At 69.8% G+C, this 23,030-nt stretch carries 17 protein-coding genes; 4 read left to right on the forward strand and 13 right to left on the reverse strand.

Annotation, left to right across the window (positions count from 1 at the left end):
* Positions 1-188: 188 nt before the first annotated feature.
* Positions 189-806: a GNAT family N-acetyltransferase gene (locus CYQ11_RS15385; protein ID WP_099199964.1), complete on the forward strand. Its 618-nt coding sequence runs from the start codon at positions 189-191 to the stop codon at positions 804-806.
* Positions 807-900: 94 nt separating this feature from the next.
* On the opposite strand, the gene trxA is transcribed toward CYQ11_RS15385, so the two are convergent.
* From trxA to CYQ11_RS15420, 7 genes are all read right to left on the reverse strand, one after another.
* Positions 901-1,227: a thioredoxin gene (gene trxA / locus CYQ11_RS15390; protein WP_099199963.1), complete on the reverse strand. Its 327-nt coding sequence runs from the start codon at positions 1,225-1,227 to the stop codon at positions 901-903.
* Positions 1,228-1,274: 47 nt separating this feature from the next.
* The gene (gene trxB, locus CYQ11_RS15395) at positions 1,275-2,243 is read right to left on the reverse strand and encodes a thioredoxin-disulfide reductase (protein WP_099199962.1); all 969 of its coding nucleotides are present in this window, start codon (positions 2,241-2,243) and stop codon (positions 1,275-1,277) included.
* Positions 2,244-2,359: 116 nt separating this feature from the next.
* Positions 2,360-3,379: an RsmA family anti-sigma factor gene (locus CYQ11_RS15400; protein ID WP_099199961.1), complete on the reverse strand. Its 1,020-nt coding sequence runs from the start codon at positions 3,377-3,379 to the stop codon at positions 2,360-2,362.
* A complete protein-coding gene (sigM, locus tag CYQ11_RS15405; RefSeq protein WP_099199960.1) occupies positions 3,376-4,065 on the reverse strand; it encodes an RNA polymerase sigma factor SigM in 690 nt (229 codons plus the stop codon). The genes CYQ11_RS15400 and sigM overlap by 4 nt, the downstream gene beginning before the upstream one ends.
* Positions 4,066-4,103: 38 nt before the next feature.
* Complete coding sequence (locus tag CYQ11_RS15410) at positions 4,104-5,780, reverse strand: protein kinase family protein (protein ID WP_099199959.1); 1,677 nt, start codon at positions 5,778-5,780, stop codon at positions 4,104-4,106.
* A 110-nt stretch (positions 5,781-5,890) separates the two neighbouring features.
* Positions 5,891-8,164: a murein biosynthesis integral membrane protein MurJ gene (murJ, locus tag CYQ11_RS15415; protein ID WP_099199958.1), complete on the reverse strand. Its 2,274-nt coding sequence runs from the start codon at positions 8,162-8,164 to the stop codon at positions 5,891-5,893.
* A gap of 45 nt (positions 8,165-8,209) precedes the next feature.
* Positions 8,210-10,543, reverse strand: coding sequence for a DUF6049 family protein (locus CYQ11_RS15420; RefSeq protein WP_099199957.1), 2,334 nt, complete (start codon positions 10,541-10,543; stop codon positions 8,210-8,212).
* Between the two features lie 208 nt (positions 10,544-10,751).
* Between CYQ11_RS15420 and CYQ11_RS15425 the strand changes: the two genes are divergently transcribed.
* Positions 10,752-12,212, forward strand: coding sequence for a CCA tRNA nucleotidyltransferase (locus CYQ11_RS15425; protein WP_099199956.1), 1,461 nt, complete (start codon positions 10,752-10,754; stop codon positions 12,210-12,212).
* 128 nt (positions 12,213-12,340) lie between these two features.
* Here CYQ11_RS15425 and CYQ11_RS15430 read toward each other — a convergent pair whose 3' ends face one another.
* The 4 genes from CYQ11_RS15430 to CYQ11_RS15445 all read right to left on the reverse strand — a co-directional run bounded on the left by CYQ11_RS15430 (position 12,341) and on the right by CYQ11_RS15445 (position 16,035).
* A complete protein-coding gene (locus tag CYQ11_RS15430) occupies positions 12,341-12,847 on the reverse strand; it encodes an LppU/SCO3897 family protein (RefSeq protein WP_099199955.1) in 507 nt (168 codons plus the stop codon).
* Between the two features lie 109 nt (positions 12,848-12,956).
* The gene (locus tag CYQ11_RS15435; RefSeq protein WP_099199954.1) at positions 12,957-14,228 is read right to left on the reverse strand and encodes an MFS transporter; all 1,272 of its coding nucleotides are present in this window, start codon (positions 14,226-14,228) and stop codon (positions 12,957-12,959) included.
* An 87-nt stretch (positions 14,229-14,315) separates the two neighbouring features.
* A complete protein-coding gene (locus CYQ11_RS15440) occupies positions 14,316-15,398 on the reverse strand; it encodes an inositol-3-phosphate synthase (RefSeq protein ID WP_099199953.1) in 1,083 nt (360 codons plus the stop codon).
* A 49-nt stretch (positions 15,399-15,447) separates the two neighbouring features.
* The gene (locus CYQ11_RS15445; protein WP_099199952.1) at positions 15,448-16,035 is read right to left on the reverse strand and encodes a PadR family transcriptional regulator; all 588 of its coding nucleotides are present in this window, start codon (positions 16,033-16,035) and stop codon (positions 15,448-15,450) included.
* Between the two features lie 404 nt (positions 16,036-16,439).
* Here CYQ11_RS15445 and CYQ11_RS15450 point away from each other — a divergent pair, with 404 nt between their 5' ends.
* Both CYQ11_RS15450 and CYQ11_RS15455 read left to right on the forward strand, forming a co-directional pair.
* Complete coding sequence (locus tag CYQ11_RS15450) at positions 16,440-19,076, forward strand: transglycosylase domain-containing protein (protein ID WP_099199951.1); 2,637 nt, start codon at positions 16,440-16,442, stop codon at positions 19,074-19,076.
* 160 nt (positions 19,077-19,236) lie between these two features.
* Complete coding sequence (locus CYQ11_RS15455; RefSeq protein ID WP_099199950.1) at positions 19,237-20,721, forward strand: glycosyltransferase family 87 protein; 1,485 nt, start codon at positions 19,237-19,239, stop codon at positions 20,719-20,721.
* 33 nt (positions 20,722-20,754) lie between these two features.
* Here CYQ11_RS15455 and CYQ11_RS15460 read toward each other — a convergent pair whose 3' ends face one another.
* On the reverse strand, positions 20,755-21,786 hold the full coding sequence (locus CYQ11_RS15460) for an alanine racemase (RefSeq protein WP_099197810.1): 1,032 nt from the start codon (positions 21,784-21,786) through the stop codon (positions 20,755-20,757).
* A gap of 84 nt (positions 21,787-21,870) precedes the next feature.
* The gene (locus CYQ11_RS15465) at positions 21,871-22,989 is read right to left on the reverse strand and encodes a lipid II:glycine glycyltransferase FemX (RefSeq protein ID WP_099199949.1); all 1,119 of its coding nucleotides are present in this window, start codon (positions 22,987-22,989) and stop codon (positions 21,871-21,873) included.
* Between the last annotated feature and the right edge of the window lie 41 nt (positions 22,990-23,030).

A 23,030-nucleotide genomic window follows, 5' to 3' on the forward strand; every position in this document is an offset into this window, starting at 1 on the left:
TGGCACATCCACGTTGGACACAGTTCACGGAGGGGCGGCGCCATGCGCACGGTGAGCCGGACCGGACTGGTGGCAGCGGGCTTGGGCCTGGGGGCAGTCGGCGGATTCGTCGGCAGTCTCCTCAGGGATCGCAGTGCGTTGAGCGCGGCCCGGCGCGTGGTGCTTGAGGGAAGTGAGGTACTGACTGCATGGGGCGTCGGCTCGTACCACTCACGCTGGACAATCTCCCGGACCTTCCCCAGCGCTGCCGCGCCTGCGTCTTCTGGGAGCTGGACCCCGTCAGTGGTGAAGCCGCGCTGAGAGCCGGGCGTCCCGAGCTGGAGAAGGAAGCCTGGATCTCGGCAGTGCTTCTGGAGTGGGGTTCTTGTGGCCGTGTGGTCTATGTGGACGACGCGCCCGTGGGCTTCGTGCTCTACGCGCCCCCTGCCTATGTGCCACGGTCCACGGCCTTTCCGACGAGCCCGGTGGCTGCGGACGCCGTGCAGCTGATGACCGCCTGGCTGACACCGTCGTTCCAGGGTCAGGGGCTGGGCCGGATGATGGTGCAGACCGTCGCCAAGGATGTGCTCCGGCGGGGCTTCAAGGCCATCGAGGCCTTCGGTGACGCGCGCTGGAAAGAGCCGGCCTGTGTGCTGCCGGCCGATCACCTGCTGGCCGTGGGCTTCAAGACCGTACGCCCGCACCCGCGCTATCCGCGCCTGCGGCTGGAGCTACGCTCGGCGCTCTCCTGGAAGGAAGACGTGGAGCTCGCTCTGGACCGGTTGCTCGGAGCCGTGCAGAAGGAACCCGCACTCCGGCCGCTCTAGGACGAGGCGCCAACGGAGAGCAACGGGCCCGCCCCCTGGTCATGAGGGGGCGGGCCCGTTTCACGTGAAACAGCGCGCTGTGGGCGCGGGCGGCTTACGCGTGGATGAAGTTCGACAGCTCGCGCTCGAGTGCGGCCTTGGGCTTGGCACCGACGATGGTCTGCACGACCTCGCCACCCTTGTAGACGTTGAGCGTCGGGATCGACATGACGCCGTACTTCGCAGCGGTGGTCGGGTTCTGGTCGATGTTCAGCTTGACGATCTCGATCTTCTCGCCGTGCTCGGCGGCGATCGCCTCAAGGGAGGGGGCGATCTGGCGGCACGGGCCACACCACTCGGCCCAGAAGTCCACCAGGACAGGCTTGTCGCTCTTGAGGACCTCCTCGTCGAAGGAAGCGTCGGTCACGGCCTTGAGAGCCATTGGGTTCTCCTCGGGGGTTTCTGCGTGGGGGAGGCGGGTGGGGTGGATCAGGCGGTCTGCTCGGGCTCCCGGACGCTCTCGCTGTCGGAGAGGGAAGCGAGGTAGCGCTCGGCGTCGAGGGCGGCGGAGCAGCCGGTGCCCGCCGCGGTGATCGCCTGACGGTAGGTGTGGTCCACGACGTCGCCCGCCGCGAACACTCCGCGGAGGTTGGTGCGGGTGGAGGGGGCCGTGACCTTGAGGTAACCCTCGTCGTCCAGCTCCAGCTGGCCCTTGAACAGCTCGGTGCGAGGGTCGTGGCCGATGGCGATGAAGAGGCCGGTCACCGGCAGCTCGGAGACGTCGCCGGTGTTGACGTCGCGCAGGGTGAGGCTGGAGAGCTTGTTCTCACCGTGGATCGCGGCGACCTCGCTGTTCCACACGAAGGAGATCTTCGGGTCCGCGAAGGCGCGCTCCTGCATGGCCTTGCTGGCGCGCAGGGCGTCACGGCGGTGCACCACGGTGACGGACTTGGCGAAGCGGGAGAGGAAGGTGGCCTCCTCCATGGCGGTGTCGCCACCGCCGATGACGGCGATGTCCTGGTCCTTGAAGAAGAACCCGTCACAGGTGGCACACCAGGAGACACCGCGGCCGGAGAGCTCGTCCTCGCGGGGCAGGCCGAGCTTGCGGTGCTGGGAGCCAGTGGTGACGATCACGGCCTTGGCGCGGTGCACGGTGCCGGCCGAGTCGGTGACGGTCTTGATCTCGTCGCTCAGGTCCACGGCGGTGACGTCGTCCGGGATCAGCTCCGCACCGAAGCGCTCGGCCTGGGCGCGCATGTTGTCCATGAGGTCCGGGCCCATGATGCCCTCACGGAACCCCGGGAAGTTCTCCACGTCGGTGGTGTTCATCAGCGCACCACCAGCCGTCACGGCGCCCTCGAAGACCAACGGCTTCAGGGAGGCGCGGGCGGTGTAGAGCGCGGCCGTATAGCCCGCGGGCCCGGAGCCAATGATGATCACGTTGCGGACGTCGCTCACGGGTGTCTTCCTTGTCTCTGCCGACAGCTGTCTGGTCCTTGCTGGGTCTCACCCCACCCAACGGATCCTACGGGGCGAGCATTCCCTTGCGGGCCGACAGCACGGGGTGTGACCGTTCAGGAACGCGGCAGAGTGCGGTTCAGGAGTACCTTCCCCTGACCGCGGGCCTGAGTGGTCTCGCAGGAGGAAGAAACCACATAGGCGTCGACGAGCGTCGAGTCGGCCATGTGCGGCAGGACGACCAGGTAGGCGTCCTCGCCGCGGTACTTCTCCCACCCTATGGCGAGAGCCGGCTCGGGACGCTTGATGCCGTCCCGAACGCAGTCGGGTGTCGTAGGGGCGCCGAAGTCGCGCAGTGTCGTCTCGGGGCTGTTCTGTGCGCTCATCCCCCGCGACTCGGCGGCCTTGGACCCCTGCAGGAGCTCATGGACGCGTGTCTCAAGGTTCCCGGAGGCGAGGGTGAGGACCGTGGGCTGGCTCTCGCCCGGCGCCGGGGAGCCGGCGTGGGGGTCGCTGTCGCCGCTCGACTGGAGAAAGAAACCCCCGACCCCCAGGACGGCGGCGGCACAGGCGGTGCCGAGCAGCGCCCTGGGCCAGCGTCGTGCGGGACGGGTACGCGGTCCGGCCCCGGGGGAGTTCTGGCGGCCGGGGCCGGTCGTGGCCCGGGAACGGCCGGCGGGGCGGTCAGCGGCCTCACGGAGGGCTGGTCCCTGGGGGACGACCTGGTGTCGCACGGACCCGTCGGCCGTGGTTTCACGTGAAACAGACGTGGACGTAGCCGCCGTCTTCGCTGTTTCACGTGAAACAGCCGACGTCGTTTCACGTGAAACAGCGTCCGCCGTCTCAGTGCTGGCGTCTGCGTCCGCCGTGTCCGGGGCGGTTGCGTCCAGCAGGGCTTCGGCCGCCAGGGCGGCGTCGATGCGGCCCGCGACGTCCGCCGGCATCCGCACAGGGCCGGGGAGCGTACCGAGCAGCCCCCGGATCTCGTCCAGGGATGTCCGCACGTCCTCGCACAGCTCGCAGTCCGCCAGGTGTTCCCGCACGACCGCCGTGCGCGAGGGAGGGAGAACACCCTCGGAGAGTGCGGAGATCTCCGCGACCTCCGGGTGCCCATCCGTGCCGGTCCTCGAAGTCACGCTCGCCCACCTCCGCCCTTCACTGGATCTGCCTCGCTCTGTCCTGCCGGTGGTGGGACGGACGCCCCCTGCGACCGGTTCCTTTCCCTGTCAAGAGGTGGGCTACCCCTGCCGTCGGGGCGCAGATGGGTGAGCATCGGCAGCAACCGGGCCCGGCCCCGGGCACATCTGCTCTTGACCGTGCCGGTCGGGACGTCCAGCACCTTGGCGGCCTCGGCCACGGGGTATCCCTGCATGTCGACGAGGACCAGGGCGGCCCGCTGGTCCGGTGGCAGCTTGGCCAGGGCCTGGATCAGCTCGCGGTGCAGGTCCCCGCGCTCGGCGGGCGCGGCCGCCGACTCGTGGGGCTCCAGGAGCTGCTCAAGGCGCTCGGTCTCCGCGAGCGGTGAGGTGCGCCGTGAGGCGGCCTTGCGGGCCCGGTCCAGGCAGGCGTTGACCGTGATGCGGTGCAACCACGTGGTGACCGCGGACTGTCCGCGGAAGGTGTGAGCGGCTCGATAGGCGGAGACCAGCGCGTCCTGGACGGCGTCGGCGGCCTCTTCCCGGTCCCCCAGCGTCCGCAGGGCCACCGCCCAGAGCCGGTCACGGTGACGTCGTACGAGTTCGCCGAAGGCGTCGGGGTCGCCGTCGAGGTGCATCGAGAGAAGCTCGCCATCGTTCGCGCGGTCACGCGTGACGTCGTCCAATGACGAGCCCTCCCCCTTAAGTGACGCGATATGTCAGGTCAACCCGTGAACTGCACGTCGACGACGCCTTGTTTGTAACCGGCCCCACTGAAGTGGGCGCTGTCCGAGTAAGGCATCTCCGTGATCCAGAGGAGGACGTAGCGGGTTTCCCTCGGCTCCTTCAGGGAGATCGTGGACTCCGTCGTGGACGTCTGGCCGTGGGCCAGCTTCTTCATCGAGTCGAGGGAAGCCGACGGTGAGTTCGCCGCGTAGAGGGTCACCGTGGTGTGGTCGCCGCCGTACAGCAGCTTCACCGACGCGCCGTCGATCTGCTTCTTCTCCCCGAGGTCGTAGACGATGCCGACGCCGTCCTTGTAAGGAGCGAGCTTCGGCCCGTCGTTGAAGGTCAGGGAGCGCCACGAGGTTTCCGGATCGCCGTCGTAGCTGTCCCTCACCTGGCCGGGATGCTGGAACTTGCCGTCCGGGGCGTACTCGTGGGCGCCCTCGATCTTTATGGGCTTGCTCTCGACCTCGGTCGGGGAGTCGTCGCTGGAGGACTGGGAGTGCGGGGTGTCCGATTCGCCGTCCTTGAGGAGCGTGTCCGCGAGCTGCCAGCTGCCCAGGCCGAGCGCGGCGATGAGCAGGGCCGAGACGCTCCACTTGAGCGCCTTGCCGGTGCGGCTCTGGAGCGGGGGCGGCGGGGCGACGGGCACGGCCTGCGCCGGGGCACCGCCGTGTACCGCGGGCTGGGCGCGCGGGTAGGTGGGCGGCGTGGCGTACGTGGACTCCGGCGGCCTGATGCGCGGCATCACGGCGACCGCCTTGGCCAGCTCCTCCGGGGTGGTGCAGGGCTTCTCCTGCCGGGACGCGGTGGCCCCGTCGTTGACGAGCGCGCGCATGGCGAGCTCGGAGAGGCCGCGATGGACCCCGGCCCGGACCTGGTCGGGAGCGATCAGGCCGACCCCCTTGGGCAGGCCGGAGAGGCCGTGGGCGTTGCCCTCGTACGGCCAGCGCTGGGTGAGCGCGGCGTACAGGAGCGCGCCGATGGCCTCGGTGTCCGTCCGCTGGGGGTGCTCGGAGGTGATGCCCCGCAACGCCGCCATCACGGCCAGGCCCCGGATGCGGTACTGGCCGGTCTCGGTGCGGAGCACCGAGCCGGGGTTGAGGCGCAGGTGGGCCAGGCCCTCGCGGTGGGCCGCCGCCATGGCCTGGGAGACCTGACTGACGAGCTGGTAGGCGTCGTACGGTTCGAGGGGGCCGGAGGCGAGGACCGGGGTCAGCTCGGTGGCGTCCGGCAGCCACTCGTGGACGACGTAGACGAGGTCGTTCTCCTCGACGGCGTCGAGGACCTGGACGAAGCGCGGGTCGCCGAGGAGGGCCGCCGAGCGTGCCGCGGCCAGGACCGGGCGGGCCCGGGGATGGTCCGCGGGCAGCAGGTGGACGCCGACGGCACGGCGCAGCTTCTCGTCGACCGCACGCCAGCTACTGAATCCCTCCAGACGGGTGACGCACTCCTCCAGGCGGTACCTTCTGGCGAGTTTGTGGCCGCTGTGCAGATCCGGCGGTTGTGCGTCGCGCGCGGGGCTTTTGCTCTCCGCGCGCTCGGTGTCGTCCTGCTTGCCGGCCTTCTCGCCGGTCTCCGCTCCGTCGGTCGTGGCTTGGTCCGCCTCGGCGGTCAGTGGCTGGTCGCCGCTGTTGTCGGCCACGTCGACGGCAGTCGTGCTCCGTTCCGCCACCGTCGTTCCCTGCCTCCCCATCCGTTGCACGCTGTCCACAGCCAAGACAATTGTGCCCACAGTCCGGTGCTATGCACGACACGCGGCGGCGGGCGATGGTTGTGCTCCGGTCAGCGACCGAGTCGACCGCGAACCATACCGACCATGGCGGTCAGCTCCTCGATCCGCATCCGCTTCGCGGCGATGTAGAACACGGCGATCAGGATCAGTCCTCCACCGGCCAGGGCGGCAAGCGATCCGACGACGCCGTTGCCCAGAACCTGACCGATTCCGTAAGCGACGGCTCCGCCGATCAGGGCCGCGGGGACACACGCACCGCCCAGACGGGCGTAGGTACGGATGACATGGGAGCCGTCCAGGTCGCCGCCGAGCCGGGCGCGCAGCCTGCGCCAGGCCACGCCCACACCGACGGCGTAGCCCAGGCCGTACGAGGCGGCCATGCCGGCGACGGCCCAGCGGGCGGGCAGCACGAGGTAGCTCAGAACCGAGGCCGCGGCGAAGACGGCGGCGACGATCAAGGTGTTGTAGAAGGGCGTGCGGGTGTCCTCATAGGCGTAGAAGCCGCGGAGGATGACGTACTGGGCCGAGTACGGGATCAGGCCCAGGCCGAAGGCCATGAGGATGAAGCCGATGTTGGTCGCGCCCTCCGCCCCCGAGCCACTGGAGAACATCAGCGTGGCCATGGGGACACCGAGCGCCAGGAAGGCGAAGGCGCAGGGCACGATGGCGACGGCCGACGTGCGCAGCCCGTGGGAGAGGTCGTCGCGCACGGCCGAGACGTCCCCGTCGTGGGCGGCGCGGGAGATCCGGGGCAGCACCGCGGTCATCACCGAGACGGTGATGATGGCCTGCGGCATCTGCCAGAGCTGCAGGGCGAAGTTGTACGCGGTGATGCCCGTACCGGTGTGGTGCGCCTTCTCGGCCAGCGCGCCCGCCTTGGTCGCGAGCTGGGTGACCACGACCATGCTGAGCTGGTTGGCGAGGACGAAGAAGAACGTCCACTTGGCGAGCCCGGCGGCCTTGCCGAGGCCCTGTCCGCGCCAGTCGAAGCGGGGCCGGATGCGGAATCCCGCGTCGCGCAGGTAGGGCAGCATCGCCAGGGCCTGGACCGTGAGGCCCAGCAGCGTGCCGATGCCCAGCAGCCGCACGCCCTCGGGCGTGATGGTGCCGGCGCTGACCTTGCTGTCGGTGAAGGGACCGAAGGCCCAGATGAAGGCGCCGAAGGTGGCGATGATGACGATGTTGTTCAGGACCGGGGTCCACATCATCGCGCCGAACCTGCCCCGCGCGTTGAGGATCTGGCCGAGCACCACGTGCACGCCCATGAAGAACATCGTGGGGAGGCAGTAGCGCGCGAACGCCACCGCCACGTCCATCCGGTCCGGGTCGGCCGCGATGGTCGGCGACATGGCCTGGATGAAGAACGGCGCTCCCAGCACACAGACGGCGGTGACGCCCGCCAGCAGCACGACGACGAGGGTGAGGAGCCGGTTGGCGTAGGCCTCGCCGCCGTCCTCGTCGTTCTTCATCGAGCGGACCAGCTGGGGGATGAAGACGGCGTTCAGGGCGCCGCCGCCCACCAGGATGTAGATCATCGTCGGCAGGACGTTGGCGACCTGGTAGTCGTCGTTGAGGGTGCCGACGCCGATCGCGGCCGCCATGACGAGGTTGCGGCCGAAGCCCAGGAGGCGCGAGACCATCGTGCCCGCGGCCATCAGCGCGCTCGACTTCAGCAGGCTCGCCGCCCGCCCTCCGCTCTTCGCCGGGGCGGCGGAGGCCGCCGCCGGGTCCGGCTCCGCGGTGGGTTCGACCGGCGGTGGCTGCGGGGGCGGCACGGGGGAGCCGTACTGCCCGGGAGCCGGGATCTGCTGGCCGGAAGGGGGCTGGGGCTCGTAGGGCTGCTGCTGCTGGTCGCGGTAGAGGTGTGCGAAGGCGTCCCGCCGGGGCTGGTCGCCCGAGGGCGAGGCCGGCTGCTCACCGAAGCCGCCCACGCTCATCAGCTGCGTCGCGTCCGGGTCGCCGTGCGGGCCCTGGGGCGCCTCGTCCCGCGGCGCCTGCGGCTGCGCCCACATCTGGGGGTCCGAGGCGTACTGGTTCGCGGGCGCCTGCTGGTAGGCGCCGGGCGGCACCGCCCGGTCGTACCGGGCGTCGGTCACCGGGTCCTGGGCGGACGGGTCGTGCGCGGGGTACGGGTCGGAGGCGTACGCGTCACGAAGGTACGGGTCGCGGGCGTAGGGACCCTGCTCCGGCACGTTCGGCCCCGGAGCGTAGGGACCGGGCTGGGGGGCGCCGGGGGGCGTCGGGGCAGGCGGGAACTGCGGGTACGACTCCCGCTGCTCACCGCCCGCGCCCTGACCGCGGTCACCGTCGTACGGCGCGTTCATCGCTACCCCACCTCATCGTCCGCGGCCGGCCGGCCCCACAACACGTCAACGTTCCACTTTCTCACCTGAGCCGGACGGGCCACCGTTTCGCGTTCCCGATTCGGCCGCCGGGTCACCCGGCTGCCCGGGGTCGCCGTCGCCGGCACCGCCGTCCTCGCCGGAGTCTCCACCGTCTTCCGCTTCGCCTCCGCCACCTGCGGCTTCACGGGCGGCGGCCCGCTTGCGCTGGAGGTAGATGCGCAGGCCCGCGAGGACCAGGAGGAGGACACCACCGGCAATGACGAGCAGCACCATAGGGGTGATGGAGGTGACATGCACAGTGAAGGTCATCGGCTCGCCGTAGGGCTGGCCGTCGTCGGAGTAGAGCCGGGCGGTCACCTGGACCGGACCGTTGGCGTTCGCCCGGGTCTCGAACTTCACCGACTGCGACCTGCCGCCCGCCACCTCGACCGGCTGCCACGCGTCGATCTTGAGGCGGTTCGGCTGGCTCGAGGTCAGGACCAGGCGTAGCCCGCGCACGCCCTGGAGCAGCTCGTTCTGCACGGTCACCGGGATCGTCGCGCTGCGGCCGGAGAGGGTCGCGTCGGACTTCTTGATCAGGTGCACCTGGCGGGTGAGCTGGTGCAGGTAGGACTGCACGGCGTCGCGGAACTCGGCGGCCCCCCGCGGGTTGCCGCGCCACGACGTGGACATCTCCCGCATGATCGCGCTGCCGAACGGGGTGACCACGCGGTCCTGGGAGGTGAGGATCACCTTGAAGCTGTCGAGGGTGCCCTGCGTCTCCTGGATCGCCTCGAACGCCTTGGTGGGCAGCTCCTGGGCGCGCAGCGAGTCGGGGTAGGAGCCGGTGCCGGGCACCTGCTGGCTGGCCGAGGGGTCGGGCTGGACCCGGGCGGCGTCCCCGAGGTCGAGGGGCTGCGTCCAGCGGCCGTCGGACAGGCCGCGGAGCGCCTCCGCCATGGCCTGTGCCTGGCTCGCCGTGGGCATGCGCTGGGGGGCGACGACGATGCTGCGCTCGTTCTCGGGCGCCTGCTTGTTGACCATGAGGCTCTGCGCGAGGAAGCGCTGCACGGCGAGCGAGGAGTCGTCGCCCCGGACCATCTCGTCCTGGAAGGCCGTGGAGAGCCGCGCGTCGGCCACGATCGCCGTGTTGCCGCCGCCGATCTGCCGGGCGGCGGTCGGGGCGTAGGGAGAGCTGCCGGGCTCGCGGAGGCTGTCGCTGCGGGCGATGACGTTGTGGGCGCCGGCCGAGGTGGCCACGTCCACGATCGAGGAGTCCACGGCGCCGTCGACGGGCCAGGCGAAGTCGGTGCGCGGCTTGACGCCGAGGATGGTGTCCACGGTGGTCGAGGCCAGCTCCGTGGCCGACTGCAGGTGGCTGAGGGTGCCCGAGACGTCCTTGCCCTGGTGGGCGAGCGAGGCGATGTCGGGGTCGCCGAACGGCAGGGCCACCACCTGGTGGCCCGCCACGGCGTCCTGGAGCTGGCTGAGCCACTGCTTGGCCACCGCCTGGCCCCGGCCGCGGGTGGTCTGTCCGCCCGGGCCGCTGACCGTGTAGCTCTTGGTCATGGCCTCGACCGTGGCGAGCAGGTCGGGGTCGATCACCCAGGTGATCGGCAGGCCCTTGCCGAGCGCCACCAGCTGCTGGAGCCGGCCGCCCGGCGCCAGCTCGGCCGCCAGGTCGTCGTTGGGGAAGATCGGCGTCTGCTGCTGGTCGTGCTCGGTGCGGGCGGTCAGGTGGGTCGCGGAGACCAGCGGCCACAGGAAGGTCAGCTGCGTCTTCTTGCCCTCGGCCGTGGACGGCTGCCAGGGCAGCAGCGTCCGCCGGATGCCCAGCACCCGCTCGTACGGCTGGTCGGCGGTCTGTCCGGAGAGGGTGACGCCGAGCTGGTAGACGCCGTCCTTGCTGAGCTGGAGGTCCTTCACCGGCACGGTCAGCTTGAAGTCGCGGCTGATGCCCGGGGCCAGCGCGTCGATCTTCTGCGAGTGGTTCCCGCCCACCTCGGCGCCGTCGGTGCCCGGTGCGAAGGCGCTCCGGTCGCCCACGTCGTCGATGTCGCTGCGCGTGTTGATCTGCGGGCCCACCCGCAGACCCACGTGGGCGCCGCTGACCGTCGACTTGCCGTTGTTGGTGACCGTGCCCGAGACGGTGAGCGTGTCGTCCTGCTTCGGGGCGACGGGCGCCACGGAATCGACGGCGACGTCGACCGCGCGGGATCCGGGCGAGTCCGCGTGCGCGGCGGGGGCCGTGGGCAGCTGCACGAGGCCCGCGCACAACAGCACGCCTGTGAGCAGGATCACGACGTGCCGGGCCCACCGGCAGGCAGGAGCGGCCGTTGTCCCCTGGAGGGCCTCCTGGAACTCTGCCGCATCGGCCACGCGCTCGCCCGTCCCTCGTCGTGTCAGTGGTCGTCGGATGGTGCGTCCACGAATGGTAACGAGGCCCGCTGTGGCGAAGTGCTGCGGACCGCTCTACAAGATCGCCCCCGGACTCGTTGTCCGGGCTGCGCCTGCTTTGCGAGAGCTGCCGGAAAGCGCCCCATAACGAGGAGGCTCTCCCGCGCGCGGACACGTACCCTCTTCTGTTGTGCCGAACGCCAACAATGACAGCCACACCCCGTCGTCGACGAACGAGCTCAACCAGGTGCAGCGCCGTGCCGTGAGCGAGCTCCTGCGGGTGTCCCCCGTAGCCGACGACCTCGCCCGACGCTTCCAGGAGGCGGGATTCACGCTTGCCCTGGTCGGCGGGTCGGTGAGGGACGCGCTGCTGGGCCGTCTCGGCAACGACCTGGACTTCACCACCGATGCCCGCCCCGAGGACGTGCTGAAGATCGTCCGTCCGTGGGCGGACGCGGTCTGGGAGGTCGGCATCGCCTTCGGGACGGTCGGATGCCGTAAATCCGACTTTGATATTGAGGTCACGACATATCGGTCGGAAGCGTATGACCGCACCTCGCGGAAGCCGGAGGTCTCCTACGGCGACTCCATCGAGGAGGACCTGGTCCGCCGTGACTTCACCGTCAACGCGATGGCCGTCGTGCTGCCGGAGAAGCAGTTCGTCGACCCCCACCACGGCCTGGAGGACCTGGCCGCCCGGGTTCTTCGTACGCCCGGCACCCCCGAGGAGTCCTTCTCCGACGACCCGCTGCGCATGATGCGGGCCGCGCGCTTCGCCGCGCAGCTGGACTTCGAGGTCGCGCCCGAGGTCGTCACCGCCATGACGGAGATGTCCGACCGCCTTGAGATCGTCTCGGCGGAGCGCGTCCGTGACGAGCTGAACAAGCTGATCGTCTCCAGCCACCCCCGCAAGGGCCTCAGGCTCCTCGTCGACACCGGCCTGGCCCGTCTCGTCCTCCCGGAGCTCCCGGCGCTGCGGCTGGAGCGCGACGAGCACCACCGGCACAAGGACGTCTACGAGCACACGCTGACCGTCCTCGAGCAGGCGATGGACCTGGAGAAGGACGGCCCCGACCTGGTGCTCCGCCTGGCGGCGCTGCTGCACGACATCGGCAAGCCCAGGACGCGGCGGTTCGAGAAGGACGGCCGGGTCTCCTTCCACCACCACGAGGTGGTCGGCGCCAAGATGACCAAGGCGCGGATGACCAAGCTGAAGTACTCGAACGACCTGGTGAAGGACGTCTCCAAGCTGGTCGAGCTCCACCTGCGCTTCCACGGCTACGGCACGGGCGAGTGGACGGACTCCGCCGTGCGCCGGTACGTGCGCGACGCGGGTCCCCTGCTGGACCGGCTGCACAAGCTGACGCGGTCCGACTGCACCACGCGCAACAAGCGCAAGGCGAACGCGCTGTCCCGTGCCTATGACGGCCTTGAGGAGCGCATCGCCCGGCTCCAGGAACAGGAGGAGCTGGACTCGATCCGCCCGGACCTGGACGGCAACGAGATCATGGAGATCCTGGGCATCCGTCCCGGCCCGCAGGTGGGGCAGGCGTACAAGCACATGCTGGAGCTGCGGCTGGAGCACGGTCCCCTGGGCCGGGACGCCGCTGTCGCCGCGCTCAAGGAATGGTGGGCGGCTCAGGAGAGCTGATGCGCGTCGGTGATGCTCCACGTTTCACGTGAAACATCACCGGGTGATGACGCCAAGGGGCGGTGTTTCACGTGAAACACCGCCCCTTGGCGTATCGGGCGCCGTCACGCGCCCTGCGTCCTGCCGTCTTACTTCTTGTTGTCGCCCAGGCACAGCGTGAAGCTGTTCGAGCGCTCCTTCAAGGTGAACGCGGCGGTGGTGCCGTCGACACCGGAGCACGCCAGGGAGGCGAGGGTCGAGCCGTCGACCTTCTTCAGGACCTTGTACGTCGCCTGGGCGTCCGAGCAGTCGAGCTTCTTCACGTCGGGCTTCGAGTCCGTGCCGGCGTTGCGCATGCAGTCGCCGACGGCCAGCTCCTTGGCGTCGTCGCTCTTGCCGAAGAGCCAGCCGCCCACGATGACGCCCACGCCGATGACGGGGATCACGACGTTGCGGAAGATCTTCTTGAACGAGCGCTTCGGCGCCGGCGGCGGCACAGGGGCGCCGGGGAATCCACCGGGCTGGCCGTAGGGGCCGGGAGCCGGCTGACCGTAAGGAGCCTGCGGCTGCTGGCCGTACGGGCCCGGCTGCTGCTGACCATAGGGGGCGCCGCCCTGCGGGGCGTACGGGTTCTGGTTGGGCGGCGGAGTGGACAAGGAAAACCCCCGAAAAGAAGCGTGATCCGTTTGCGGTGCAGCCCGTAAGGTATCCGGTGTCCATGACATTTCCGCAGCTCAGAAAAGGCCTGTGGCCTTGATGTGACACTTATCGGCGGTCAAATAGCGCCAAACCCGCCGTAATTCCTGCGTAGATCACGGAAATCGTTACCACCAATACGGCCGACCGGCCGTCCGGTGGGAGCATCAGGGCGGCGGTGCCCGCCGCCCCCACGAAGGCGACGTTGAACAGGACGTCGTAGAGCGAGAAGACCCTGCCCCGGAAGGCGTCGTCCACCGTCGCCTGCACCACCGTGTCCGTAGTGATCTTGGCCCCTTGGGTGGTGACGCCCAGGACGAAGGCGGCCACCAGCATGGGAGCCGGTTCGAACGGGAGCCCGAGGGCGGGTTCGAGGACCGCGGCCGTCGCGGCACACGCCGTCATCCAGCCGAGCCACCCCAGCCGGCCCACTGCCCAGGGCGTGCTCAGGGCCGCCGCGAAGTACCCCGCTCCCGAGGCGGCGACGGCATAGCCGAGCATCGCCAGACCGCCCTTGTCGTCGTCCGCCCAGGAGTGCCGACAGAGCATCAGCAGCATGACGGTCAGGGCCCCGTAGCAGAAGCGCATCAGCGTCATCGCGGCCAGGGCGCGGGCCGCGACGGGGCGTTCCGCCAGATGCCGCAATCCGTCGGCCATGCCGCGCACGGTGGTCGCGAGAGCTGTGCGGACCCGGGCGGCGGGGCCCGGTGCGTCAGGCCCCAGCAGCCCCGCGGGCATGCGCAGCGAACAGAGAGCCGCGCCCAGGTAGAGCGCGGCGCCGAGGAGCATCGCCCAGGCGTCGGACGCCGCCGTGCCCTCCGGCACGCCCAGTCGTACGGCGAAGGCGAGCCCGCCGCCCGCCGTGGCCGCGAGCGTACCGGCGGTCGGGGAGACGGAGTTGGCCATCACGAGGCGCTCGGGGGAGTCCACGACGTGCGGCAGGGCAGCCGAGAGCCCGGCGAGCACGAAACGGTTCACGGCCGTGACCGACAGCGCGGAGGCGTAGAAGAGCCACTCGGGGCAGCGGGCGACGACGAGCAGAGCGGTGGCCGTGGCCAGCGCGGCACGCAGCAGGTTTCCGTGGAGCAGCACCTGGCGGCGGCGCCAGCGGTCGAGCAGGACACCGGCGAAGGGTCCCAGCAGTGAGTAGGGCAGGAGCAGGACGGCCATCGCGGAGGCGATGGCGGCGGGTGACGCCTGCTTCTCGGGTGAGAAGACGACAAAGGTGGCGAGCGCGACCTGATAGACGCCGTCGGCGGCCTGGGAGAGCAGCCGGACGGTCAGCAGCCGGCGGAAATCGCGCAGGTGAAGCAGAACGCGAAGATCACGCACAACAGGCATGCTGCACAGCCTCACACAGCACACGGGTCCCCGGGCGGATTGCCCGGGGACCCGTGGGGGAGCGAAAACGTCAGCGCGACGTCAGACTCAGCGCTCGACCTCGCCCTTGATGAACTTCTCGACGTTCTCACGGGCCTCGTCGTCGAAGTACTGCACGGGCGGCGACTTCATGAAGTACGAGGAGGCGGAGAGGATCGGGCCGCCGACACCGCGGTCCTTGGCGATCTTCGCGGCGCGCACGGCGTCGATGATGACACCAGCGGAGTTCGGGGAGTCCCAGACCTCGAGCTTGTACTCCAGGTTCAGGGGGACGTCACCGAACGCGCGGCCCTCGAGGCGCACGTACGCCCACTTGCGGTCGTCCAGCCAGGCCACGTAGTCCGAGGGACCGATGTGGACGTTCTTCTCGCCCATGTCGCGGTCGGGGATCTGCGAGGTGACGGCCTGCGTCTTGGAGATCTTCTTGGACTCGAGGCGGTCGCGCTCGAGCATGTTCTTGAAGTCCATGTTGCCGCCGACGTTCAGCTGCATGGTGCGGTCCAGGATGACACCCCGGTCCTCGAACAGCTTGGCCATCACGCGGTGGGTGATGGTGGCGCCGACCTGCGACTTGATGTCGTCGCCGACGATCGGGACGCCCGCCTCGGTGAACTTGTCCGCCCACTCCTTGGTGCCGGCGATGAAGACCGGGAGGGCGTTGACGAACGCGACCTTGGCGTCGATGGCGCACTGCGCGTAGTACTTCGCGGCGTCCTCGGAGCCCACGGGGAGGTAGCAGACCAGAACGTCGACCTGCTTGTCCTTGAGGACCTGGACGACGTCGACCGGGGCCTCGTCGGACTCCTCGATGGTCTGGCGGTAGTACTTGCCCAGGCCGTCGAGGGTGTGGCCGCGCTGCACGGTGACGCCGGTCGCCGGCACGTCGCAGATCTTGATGGTGTTGTTCTCGCTGGCGCCGATGGCGTCCGCGAGGTCGAGACCGACCTTCTTCGCGTCGACGTCGAAAGCGGCCACGAACTCGACATCACGGACGTGGTAGTCGCCGAACTGCACGTGCATCAGACCCGGCACGCGGCCGTTCGGGTCGGCGTCCTGGTAGTACTCCACGCCCTGCACCAGCGAGGCGGCGCAGTTACCCACACCGACGATCGCTACGCGAACCGAACCCATTCCGGTTGCTCCCTGTTAGTACTCGACGAAGCCCTGCGGTGTGCAGAGCTCACTGATCCGGGCCGTTGCGCTTGTCACGCCCGGCCCGCTCGCTCTCGATCAGCTCGTTCAGCCAGCGGACCTCGCGCTCCACGGACTCCATGCCGTGCCGTTGAAGCTCGAGGGTGTAGTCGTCCAGCCGCTCGCGGGTACGGGCCAGGGAGGCGCGCATCTTCTCCAGACGCTCCTCCAGCCGGCTGCGGCGGCCTTCCAGCACGCGCATCCGTACGTCTCGCGAGGTCTGCCCGAAGAACGCGAAGCGGGCGGCGAAGTGCTCGTCCTCCCACGTGTCCGGGCCGGTGTGGGCGAGCAGCTCCTCGAAGTGCTCCTTGCCTTCCGCCGTCAGGCGATAGACGATCTTCGCCCGCCGTCCGGCCAAGGACGCCGCACGGGCGTCCTCCGGAGCGCTCCCGGGCTCCTCGACCAGCCAGCCGTTCGCCACGAGGGACTTCAGGCAGGGGTAGAGGGTGCCGTAGCTGAACGCGCGGAACACCCCGAGGGAGGTGTTCAAACGCTTCCGCAGCTCGTAGCCGTGCATCGGGGACTCGCGGAGCAGGCCGAGGACGGCGAACTCGAGGATGCCGGAGCGTCTGCTCATGTTTCGCCTCCTTGTCCCCCACAGCCTAGTCCTTGTGATCCCTAATCCTTATTGGTCCCTTATGCCGAGCTGATGTGCCGAGCTGATGTATCGACTCGATACATCCAGACGATAGAACGGGCGTCCTGCTGGGACAAGGGGAGGCACGGTGAACGAGGTCACATCACCGATTCGTGGGACACAACCGGCCTGATTTGGAGTGAACATCCGCAGTGGGCGGGATTTGGCCGTGCGTAGTCTGTGCGGCATGCAGACCACAGGGAACCGAGTGACGTCGCCAGACGTCCTCGTCCCGTATGCAGTGCGGCCCGTAGCTCGGGGGGACAGCCGGGCCGCACGCCGGGGGGAACGCAAGCCACCTGCCGCTGTCAGGCGATAGTGCCTGCCCGAGGAGTAATCGTTCGATGAGCGAGCACCGCCGAAAGCCGCCGCAGCCTCAGGGCGGCGGCCGCGCCGCGACCCGTCGCGCGGCCCAGCAGCCGGCGCCCGGCCGCCGCGCCGCACCACCCAACAGTGCCGCCGGCCACAGCCGGGGCGAGGAAACCCGCCACGGCAGCCGGGCCGACGCACGCCGCACCACCCAGCGCGGGGGCCCCGGCGGACCGGGCGGCCCGCGCCGCCGGCCCCCCGCCACCGGCCCCGGCGGAGGCGGGCGCGGACGCAGAGACAACGGACGCCCCGTGGCCAAACGCTTCATCGACTACCCGCGAGCGGGCAAGACGGGTGTGCGCCGCTGGATCCCGTCCTGGAAGCTCGTCGCCGGCCTGTGCGTCTCCTTCGTGGGCCTGATCATCGGGACCGTGGGCGTGGCGCTGGCGGTGGTGCAGGTGCCGAGCGCGCAGAAGGCGTCCGTCGTCCAGAAGAACGTTTACTACTGGGCTGACGGCAAACAGATGGTCGTCGCCGGTGGCGGAAACCTCAACCGGCAGATCGTGCAGATCTCCCAGATCCCCACGTCGATGCAGAACGCGGTGATCTCCGCCGAGAACGCCAGCTTCGAGAAGGACTGGGGCGTCGACCCGATGGGCATCGCCCGCGCCGTGGTGAAGATGGCGCAGGGCGGTGAGACGCAGAGTGGTTCGACGATCACGCAGCAGTTCGTGAAGAACACCTACCTGAGCCAGGAGCAGACGCTCAAGCGCAAGGCCACCGAGCTGCTCATCTCCATAAAGGTGGGCGCCACCCAGGAGAAGTCGGACATCCTCGCGGGCTACCTGAACACGGCCTACTACGGCCGGGGCGCCTACGGCATCCAGGCCGCCGCGCGTGCGTACTTCGACACGGACTGCGCCCAGCTGTCCCCGAGCCAGGGCGCGTTCCTCGCCGCCACGCTGAACGGCCCCAACCTCTACGACCCCTACGGCGGTCAGGGGCCCGCGGCGACGCCGGAGAAGAACCTGAAGCGGGCCTCGGACCGCTGGAAGTGGACGCTCGACCGCGAGGTCCAGGTGGGCCGCATGGACGCGGGCGAACGCGACAAGTGGGTCCAGCAGGGCTTCCCGATGCCGCAGAAGCCGAAGCCCGCGACCAACCGGGCCGGCCAGATCGGCTACCTCACCGACCTCGCCGACAACTACATCGTCGCCCATTCCAAGATCAGCAAGGCGGAGCTGGACAAGGGCGGCTACCAGATCCACACCACCTTCGACCGGGACAAGGTCGACGCCCTGGCCAAGTCGGTCGAGGAGGTGCGCAAGGCGAACATCAAGCCGCAGGTGCGCGACGTCGACCAGTTCGTGCAGTTCGGCGGCGCCTCGGTGGAGCCGAAGACCGGCAAGATCACCGCCATCTACGGTGGTGAGAACGCCCTGGAGCACTTCACCAACAACGCCGACTACACCGGCGTCCAGGTCGGATCGACCTTCAAGCCCTTCGTCCTGGCTGCCGCGATGTCCCACGGCAAGCGCAACCCGTCGCTGGGTGAGCGGCAGACCGACAGGGACCGCACGCTCGTCTCGCCCGAGAGCGTCTACAACGGCAACAACAAGCTGACGTTGCGGAAGTTCAACGGCACCGTCTGGCACGACCAGGACGGCAAGGAGTGGCACCAGAAGAACGACGGTGACGAGGACAAGGGCCTCATCACCCTCCGCACCGCCATGCAGTACTCGGTGAACACCCCCTACATCCAGCTCGGCATGGACGTGGGCACGGACCTGGTGCAGGATGCCGCGCTCAAGGCGGGCCTGGACAAGGACCAGCTGGCCTCGCTGACCCCCACCTTCTCCCTGGGCACCTCGGCGCCCAGCGCGATCCGGCTGGCGGGCGCCTACGCGACGTTCGCGGCCAGCGGCAAGCAGGCCGACCCGTACTCGGTCGAGAAGGTCGAGAAGGACGGCACACCGGCGTACGTGCACGAGGCGAAGACCGCCCAGGCCTTCGACGCCAACGTGGCCAACAACGTCACCGACGTCCTGAAGACCGTCGTCCAGGCGGGCACCGGCACCTCGGCACAGCTCGGCGACCGTCCGGTGGCGGGCAAGACGGGTACGACCGACGGCAACCGCTCCGCGTGGTTCGCGGGCTACACCCCGCAGCTCTCCACGGCGATCGGCATGTACCGCGTGGACCCCAACGCCAAGAAGCAGGAGTTCCTGTCGATGCGCGGTGTGGGCGGCAAGCCCACCATCCACGGCGCGTCGTTCCCGGCGGAGATCTGGGCCGACTACATGGGCAAGGCGCTCAAGGGCCAGCCGGTCCTCCAGTTCGACCCGCCGCAGCCCATCGGCGAGAAGGTCTACGGGGACGGCGCGAGCCCGTCGCCCAGCGCGAGCCCGTCCGTGGCGCCGTCGGCCTCGCCGTCGCCCTCCGCGTCCGCGTCGCCGTCCAAGTCGCCCTCCAGCTCCCCGTCCCCCAGCAGGTCGTGCGGGTTCTTCGACCCCAAGTGCAAGCACGGCGGGGGGAACGGCGGCACGGACCAGGGCACCACAGGAGGACCCGGCGGGGGAACGAGCGGTCCGGGCGGTGACACCGGTGAGACACCGACGCCGGGACCGACGAGACGCCAGCCCGGCGGGCTCTTCGGGGGACCGAACGGCTGAGCCGCCGCGGATGACCGCCCCCCGGGTTGATCATCTGATGAATGCGGCACCAGGCCGCTGAGCACGCCTTTTCGAGGGCCGTCACGCGTTCGCGTGTGACGGCCCTCGTCGTTGTCCACAGGCTCGGACGGGTCCTGGGCCGGTACGGCAGGATGGGCGCATGAGGAGCGTGCGGGACGACCAGCTTGTACGGCCCACCCTGGAGGACGAGGTGGCGGCCGCCGGCAGCGAGCTCATCGGCGGGCCGGTGGGCCGGCGTGCGCTGCTCGGGGTGAGCTGGTGGACTCCGGTGCGGGTGATTGCGCTGGTGGCCGTCGGCATGTTCGCGCTCGGCATGGTGCAGAAGCTGCCGTGCTACGACCACGGCTGGTTCTTCGGCGCCACCACGCAGTACACCCACGCCTGCTACTCCGACATTCCGCACCTGTACAGCGGACGGGGCTTCGACCAGGGGCTCATCCCCTACTTCGACCGGATCCCGGATTCCGTCTCGGGGGGCATGGACTACCTGGAGTACCCGGTCCTCACCGGCCTCTTCATGGAGATCGCCGCCCTCTTCACGCCCGGCGGCGGGACCATCCAGCACCGCGAGCAGGTGTACTGGTTCGTCAACGCCGGGATGCTGCTGGTCTGCACGGCCGTCATCGCCGTGTGCGTGGCCCGCACCCACCGGCGGCGGCCCTGGGACGCCCTGCTGATGGCCCTGGCGCCCGCTTTCGCGCTGACGGCCACCATCAACTGGGACCTGCTGGCGGTCGCCCTGACCGCCGCCGCGATGCTGATGTGGTCGCGGGGCCGCGGCGTCGTGGCGGGGGTGCTGATCGGGCTGGCGGCCGCGGCGAAGCTGTATCCGGTGCTGCTGCTCGGGCCCCTGCTCGTCCTGTGCGTGCGGGCCGGCAGGCTGCGGGCCTTCCTCGGGTGCGCCGGGGCGGCCGTGGGGGCGTGGCTGGCGGTGAACCTGCCGGTCATGTTCACCGCCGGGTTCCACATCCGCCCGGGCTGGGCGAAGTTCTACACCTTCAGCCAGGACCGGCCGGTCGACTTCGGCTCGGTCTGGCTCTTCATCTCCCAGCGCACGGGGAATCCGCTGGACGACGCCAACGTCTACGCGACGCTGCTCATGGTCCTCGGCTGCGCCGCCATAGCGGCCCTCGGCCTGGCCGCACCCAGGCGGCCGCGCTTCGCGCAGCTGGCCTTCCTGGTGGTCGCCCTGTTCATCCTCGTCAACAAGGTCTACTCACCGCAGTACGTGCTGTGGCTCGTCCCGCTCGCCGCGCTGGCCCGCCCGAAGTGGCGCGACTTCCTCGTCTGGCAGGGCTGCGAGGTCCTGTATTTCCTGGGCATCTGGTTCTACCTGGCCTACACGGGAAGCGGCGACAAGCACCAGGGCCTGCCGCCGGAGGGCTACCAACTGGCGATCCTGGCCCACCTGCTGGGCACGCTGTACCTGTGCGCGCTGGTCGTCCGGGACATCCTCACGCCCGAACGTGACGTGGTGCGCCGGGACGGTTCGGACGACCCCTCGGGAGGCGTCCTGGACGGGGCGCCGGACATATGGGTCGTCGGCCCCGCCCGCCGGGCCCGGCAGGCGGCGCCGTCCGAGGGCACGCGCGTCCAATGGGGTACGGGGAGCCGCGCCGTGTGAGCCACGGCTCCCGCCCGCGTCACGGGGGGTTGATCAGTGATCGACGATGCGGTCGAACTGCGTGGTGGTGTGCCGCAGGTGCGCCACCAGCTCGTCACCGACCTGGGGGGCCGGCGCGTCGGCCGGCACGAAGAGGATGGACACCTGCATGTGCGGGGGCTCCGCGAACCAGCGCTGCTTGCCCGCCCAGACGAACGGCGAGAGGTTGCGGTTCATGGTCGCCAGGCCCGCGCGGGCGACGCCCTTGGCCCGCGGCATCATGCCGTGCAGCGCCTTGGGCGCCTCCAGCCCGACGCCGTGCGAGGTGCCGCCGGCCACCACGACCAGGTAGCCGTCCCCGGCGGCCTTCTGCTGCCGGTAGCCGAAGCGGTCGCCCTTGGCGACGGGCGTGACGTCCAGGACCGCGCCCCGGTACTGGGTGGCGTCGTGGTCGCCCAGCCACAGCCGCGTGCCGATGCGGGCCCGGAAGCGGGTCTGCGGGAACCGCTGCTGGAGCTCGCGCAGTTCCTCGCTCTTGAGGTGGCTGACGAACATGGTGTGCAGCGGCAGGTGGGCGTTGCGCAGTCGCTCCATCCAGCCCGTCACCTCGTCCACGGCGCCGGTGCCGTCACCGCGGTCGAGCGGGAGGTGTATCGCGAAGCCCTCCAGGCGGACGTCCTCTATGGCGGCGTGCAGCTTGGGGAGGTCCTCCTCGCTGATGCCGTGCCGCTTCATGCTGCTCATGACCTCGACGACGACGCGGGCGCCGACGAGGCCGCGCACGCCCTCCACCGAGGAGACGGACCGGATGGCCCGGTCCGGCAGCGGCACCGGCTCCTCGCCGAGCCGGAACGGCGTCAGCACCAGCAGGTCACCGCTGAAGAAGTCCTTGATCCGCGCCGCCTCGTAGGTGGTGCCGACGGCGAGGATGTCCGCGCCCATGCGCGTCGCTTCGTCGGACAGCCGCTCATGGCCGAAGCCGTAGCCGTTGCCCTTGCAGACCGGGATTATCCCCGGAAACTGCTGGAGGACGGACTGCTGGTGTGCCCGCCAGCGCGCGGTGTCGACGTAGAGCGTGAGCGCCATGGCCGGTCCCGGAACCTTTCCCTGTGCCTGCTGAGTGACGTGGTCGTGTGCCTGAGGGCACGGCTTCGTGTGCGAACGGAAGGATCAGCGACGCGACATGTAGATGTCGAGGGCCTTGTGCAGCAGCTTGTTGAGCGGGAAGTCCCACTCGCCGAGGTACTCGGCCGCCTGGCCGCCCGTGCCGACCTTGAACTGGATGAGGCCGAAGAGGTGGTCGTTCTCGTCCAGGGAGTCGCCGATGCCGCGCAGGTCGTAGACGCTGGCGCCGAGGGCGTAGGCGTCGCGGAGCATGCGCCACTGCATGGCGTTGGACGGCCGCACCTCGCGCTTGTGGTTGGCGGAGGCGCCGTAGGAGTACCAGACGTGGCCGCCGACAATCAGCATCGTCGCGGCGGCGACGGCCTCGCCCTCGTGCACCGCGAAGTACAGCCGCATGCGGTTGGGGTCCTCGGAGTTGAGGGCCGTCCACATGCGCTGGAAGTAGCTCAGCGGGCGCGGGCGGAACTTGTCGCGCTCGGCCGTGATCTCGTACAGGTGCTGCCAGGTGGCCAGGTCCTCGTAGCCGCCCTGGACCACCTCGACGCCGGCCTTCTCGGCCTTCTTGATGTTGCGGCGCCACAGCTGGTTGAAGCCCTTGTGGACGTCCTCCAGGGAACGGTTCTCCAGCGGCACCTGGAAGACGTAGCGCGGCTGGACGTCGCCGAAGCCCGCCCCGCCGTCCTCGCCCTGCTGCCAGCCCATGCGGCGCAGCTGGTCGGCGACCTCGAAGGCGCGCGGCTCGATGAAGGTGGCCTCGACGTCACGCAGGCGCTTGACGTCCGGGTCGGCGATGCCGGTCTTGATGGCGTTCGCGTCCCAGCGCCGGATGACGACGGGCGGGCCCATCTTCACGGAGAAGGCGCCCTGCTGCTTGAGGTGCGCCAGCATCGGCTGGAGCCAGTCGGTGAGGTTCGGCGAGAACCAGTTGATGACCGGGCCCTCGGGCAGGTAGGCCAGGTAGCGCTTGATCTTGGGCAGCTGGCGGTACAGCACCAGGCCCGCGCCGACCATCTGGCCGGTCTTGTCGAACCAGCCCAGGTTCTCCGAGCGCCACTCGGCCTTTACATCCGCCCATCCCGGCACCTGCATGTGACTGGCCGCAGGCAGGCTCTGGATGTATGCCAGATGCTGCTCTCGGCTGATTGTCCTCAGGGTCAGGCTCATGCGGGGCGCTCCTCGGCAGGTGTGTCCCCATGGTCGGGGCT

Origin of the sequence: Streptomyces cinnamoneus (assembly GCF_002939475.1) — a bacterium.
In the GTDB taxonomy this organism is placed as follows: Bacteria; Actinomycetota; Actinomycetes; order Streptomycetales; family Streptomycetaceae; genus Streptomyces; species Streptomyces cinnamoneus_A.

Excerpts from the sequence above, each read along its gene's own strand:
- CYQ11_RS15385 (WP_099199964.1), top strand. The coding sequence starts at position 189 with ATGGGGCGTCGGCTCGTACCACTCACGCTGGACAATCTCCCGGACCTT.
- trxA (WP_099199963.1), bottom strand. The coding sequence starts at position 1,227 with ATGGCTCTCAAGGCCGTGACCGACGCTTCCTTCGACGAGGAGGTCCTC.
- murJ (WP_099199958.1), bottom strand. The coding sequence starts at position 8,164 with ATGAACGCGCCGTACGACGGTGACCGCGGTCAGGGCGCGGGCGGTGAG.
- CYQ11_RS15435 (WP_099199954.1), bottom strand. The coding sequence starts at position 14,228 with ATGCCTGTTGTGCGTGATCTTCGCGTTCTGCTTCACCTGCGCGATTTC.
- CYQ11_RS15440 (WP_099199953.1), bottom strand. The coding sequence starts at position 15,398 with ATGGGTTCGGTTCGCGTAGCGATCGTCGGTGTGGGTAACTGCGCCGCC.
- CYQ11_RS15445 (WP_099199952.1), bottom strand. The coding sequence starts at position 16,035 with ATGAGCAGACGCTCCGGCATCCTCGAGTTCGCCGTCCTCGGCCTGCTC.
- CYQ11_RS15450 (WP_099199951.1), top strand. The coding sequence starts at position 16,440 with ATGAGCGAGCACCGCCGAAAGCCGCCGCAGCCTCAGGGCGGCGGCCGC.
- CYQ11_RS15455 (WP_099199950.1), top strand. The coding sequence starts at position 19,237 with ATGAGGAGCGTGCGGGACGACCAGCTTGTACGGCCCACCCTGGAGGAC.
- CYQ11_RS15460 (WP_099197810.1), bottom strand. The coding sequence starts at position 21,786 with ATGGCGCTCACGCTCTACGTCGACACCGCGCGCTGGCGGGCACACCAG.
- CYQ11_RS15465 (WP_099199949.1), bottom strand. The coding sequence starts at position 22,989 with ATGAGCCTGACCCTGAGGACAATCAGCCGAGAGCAGCATCTGGCATAC.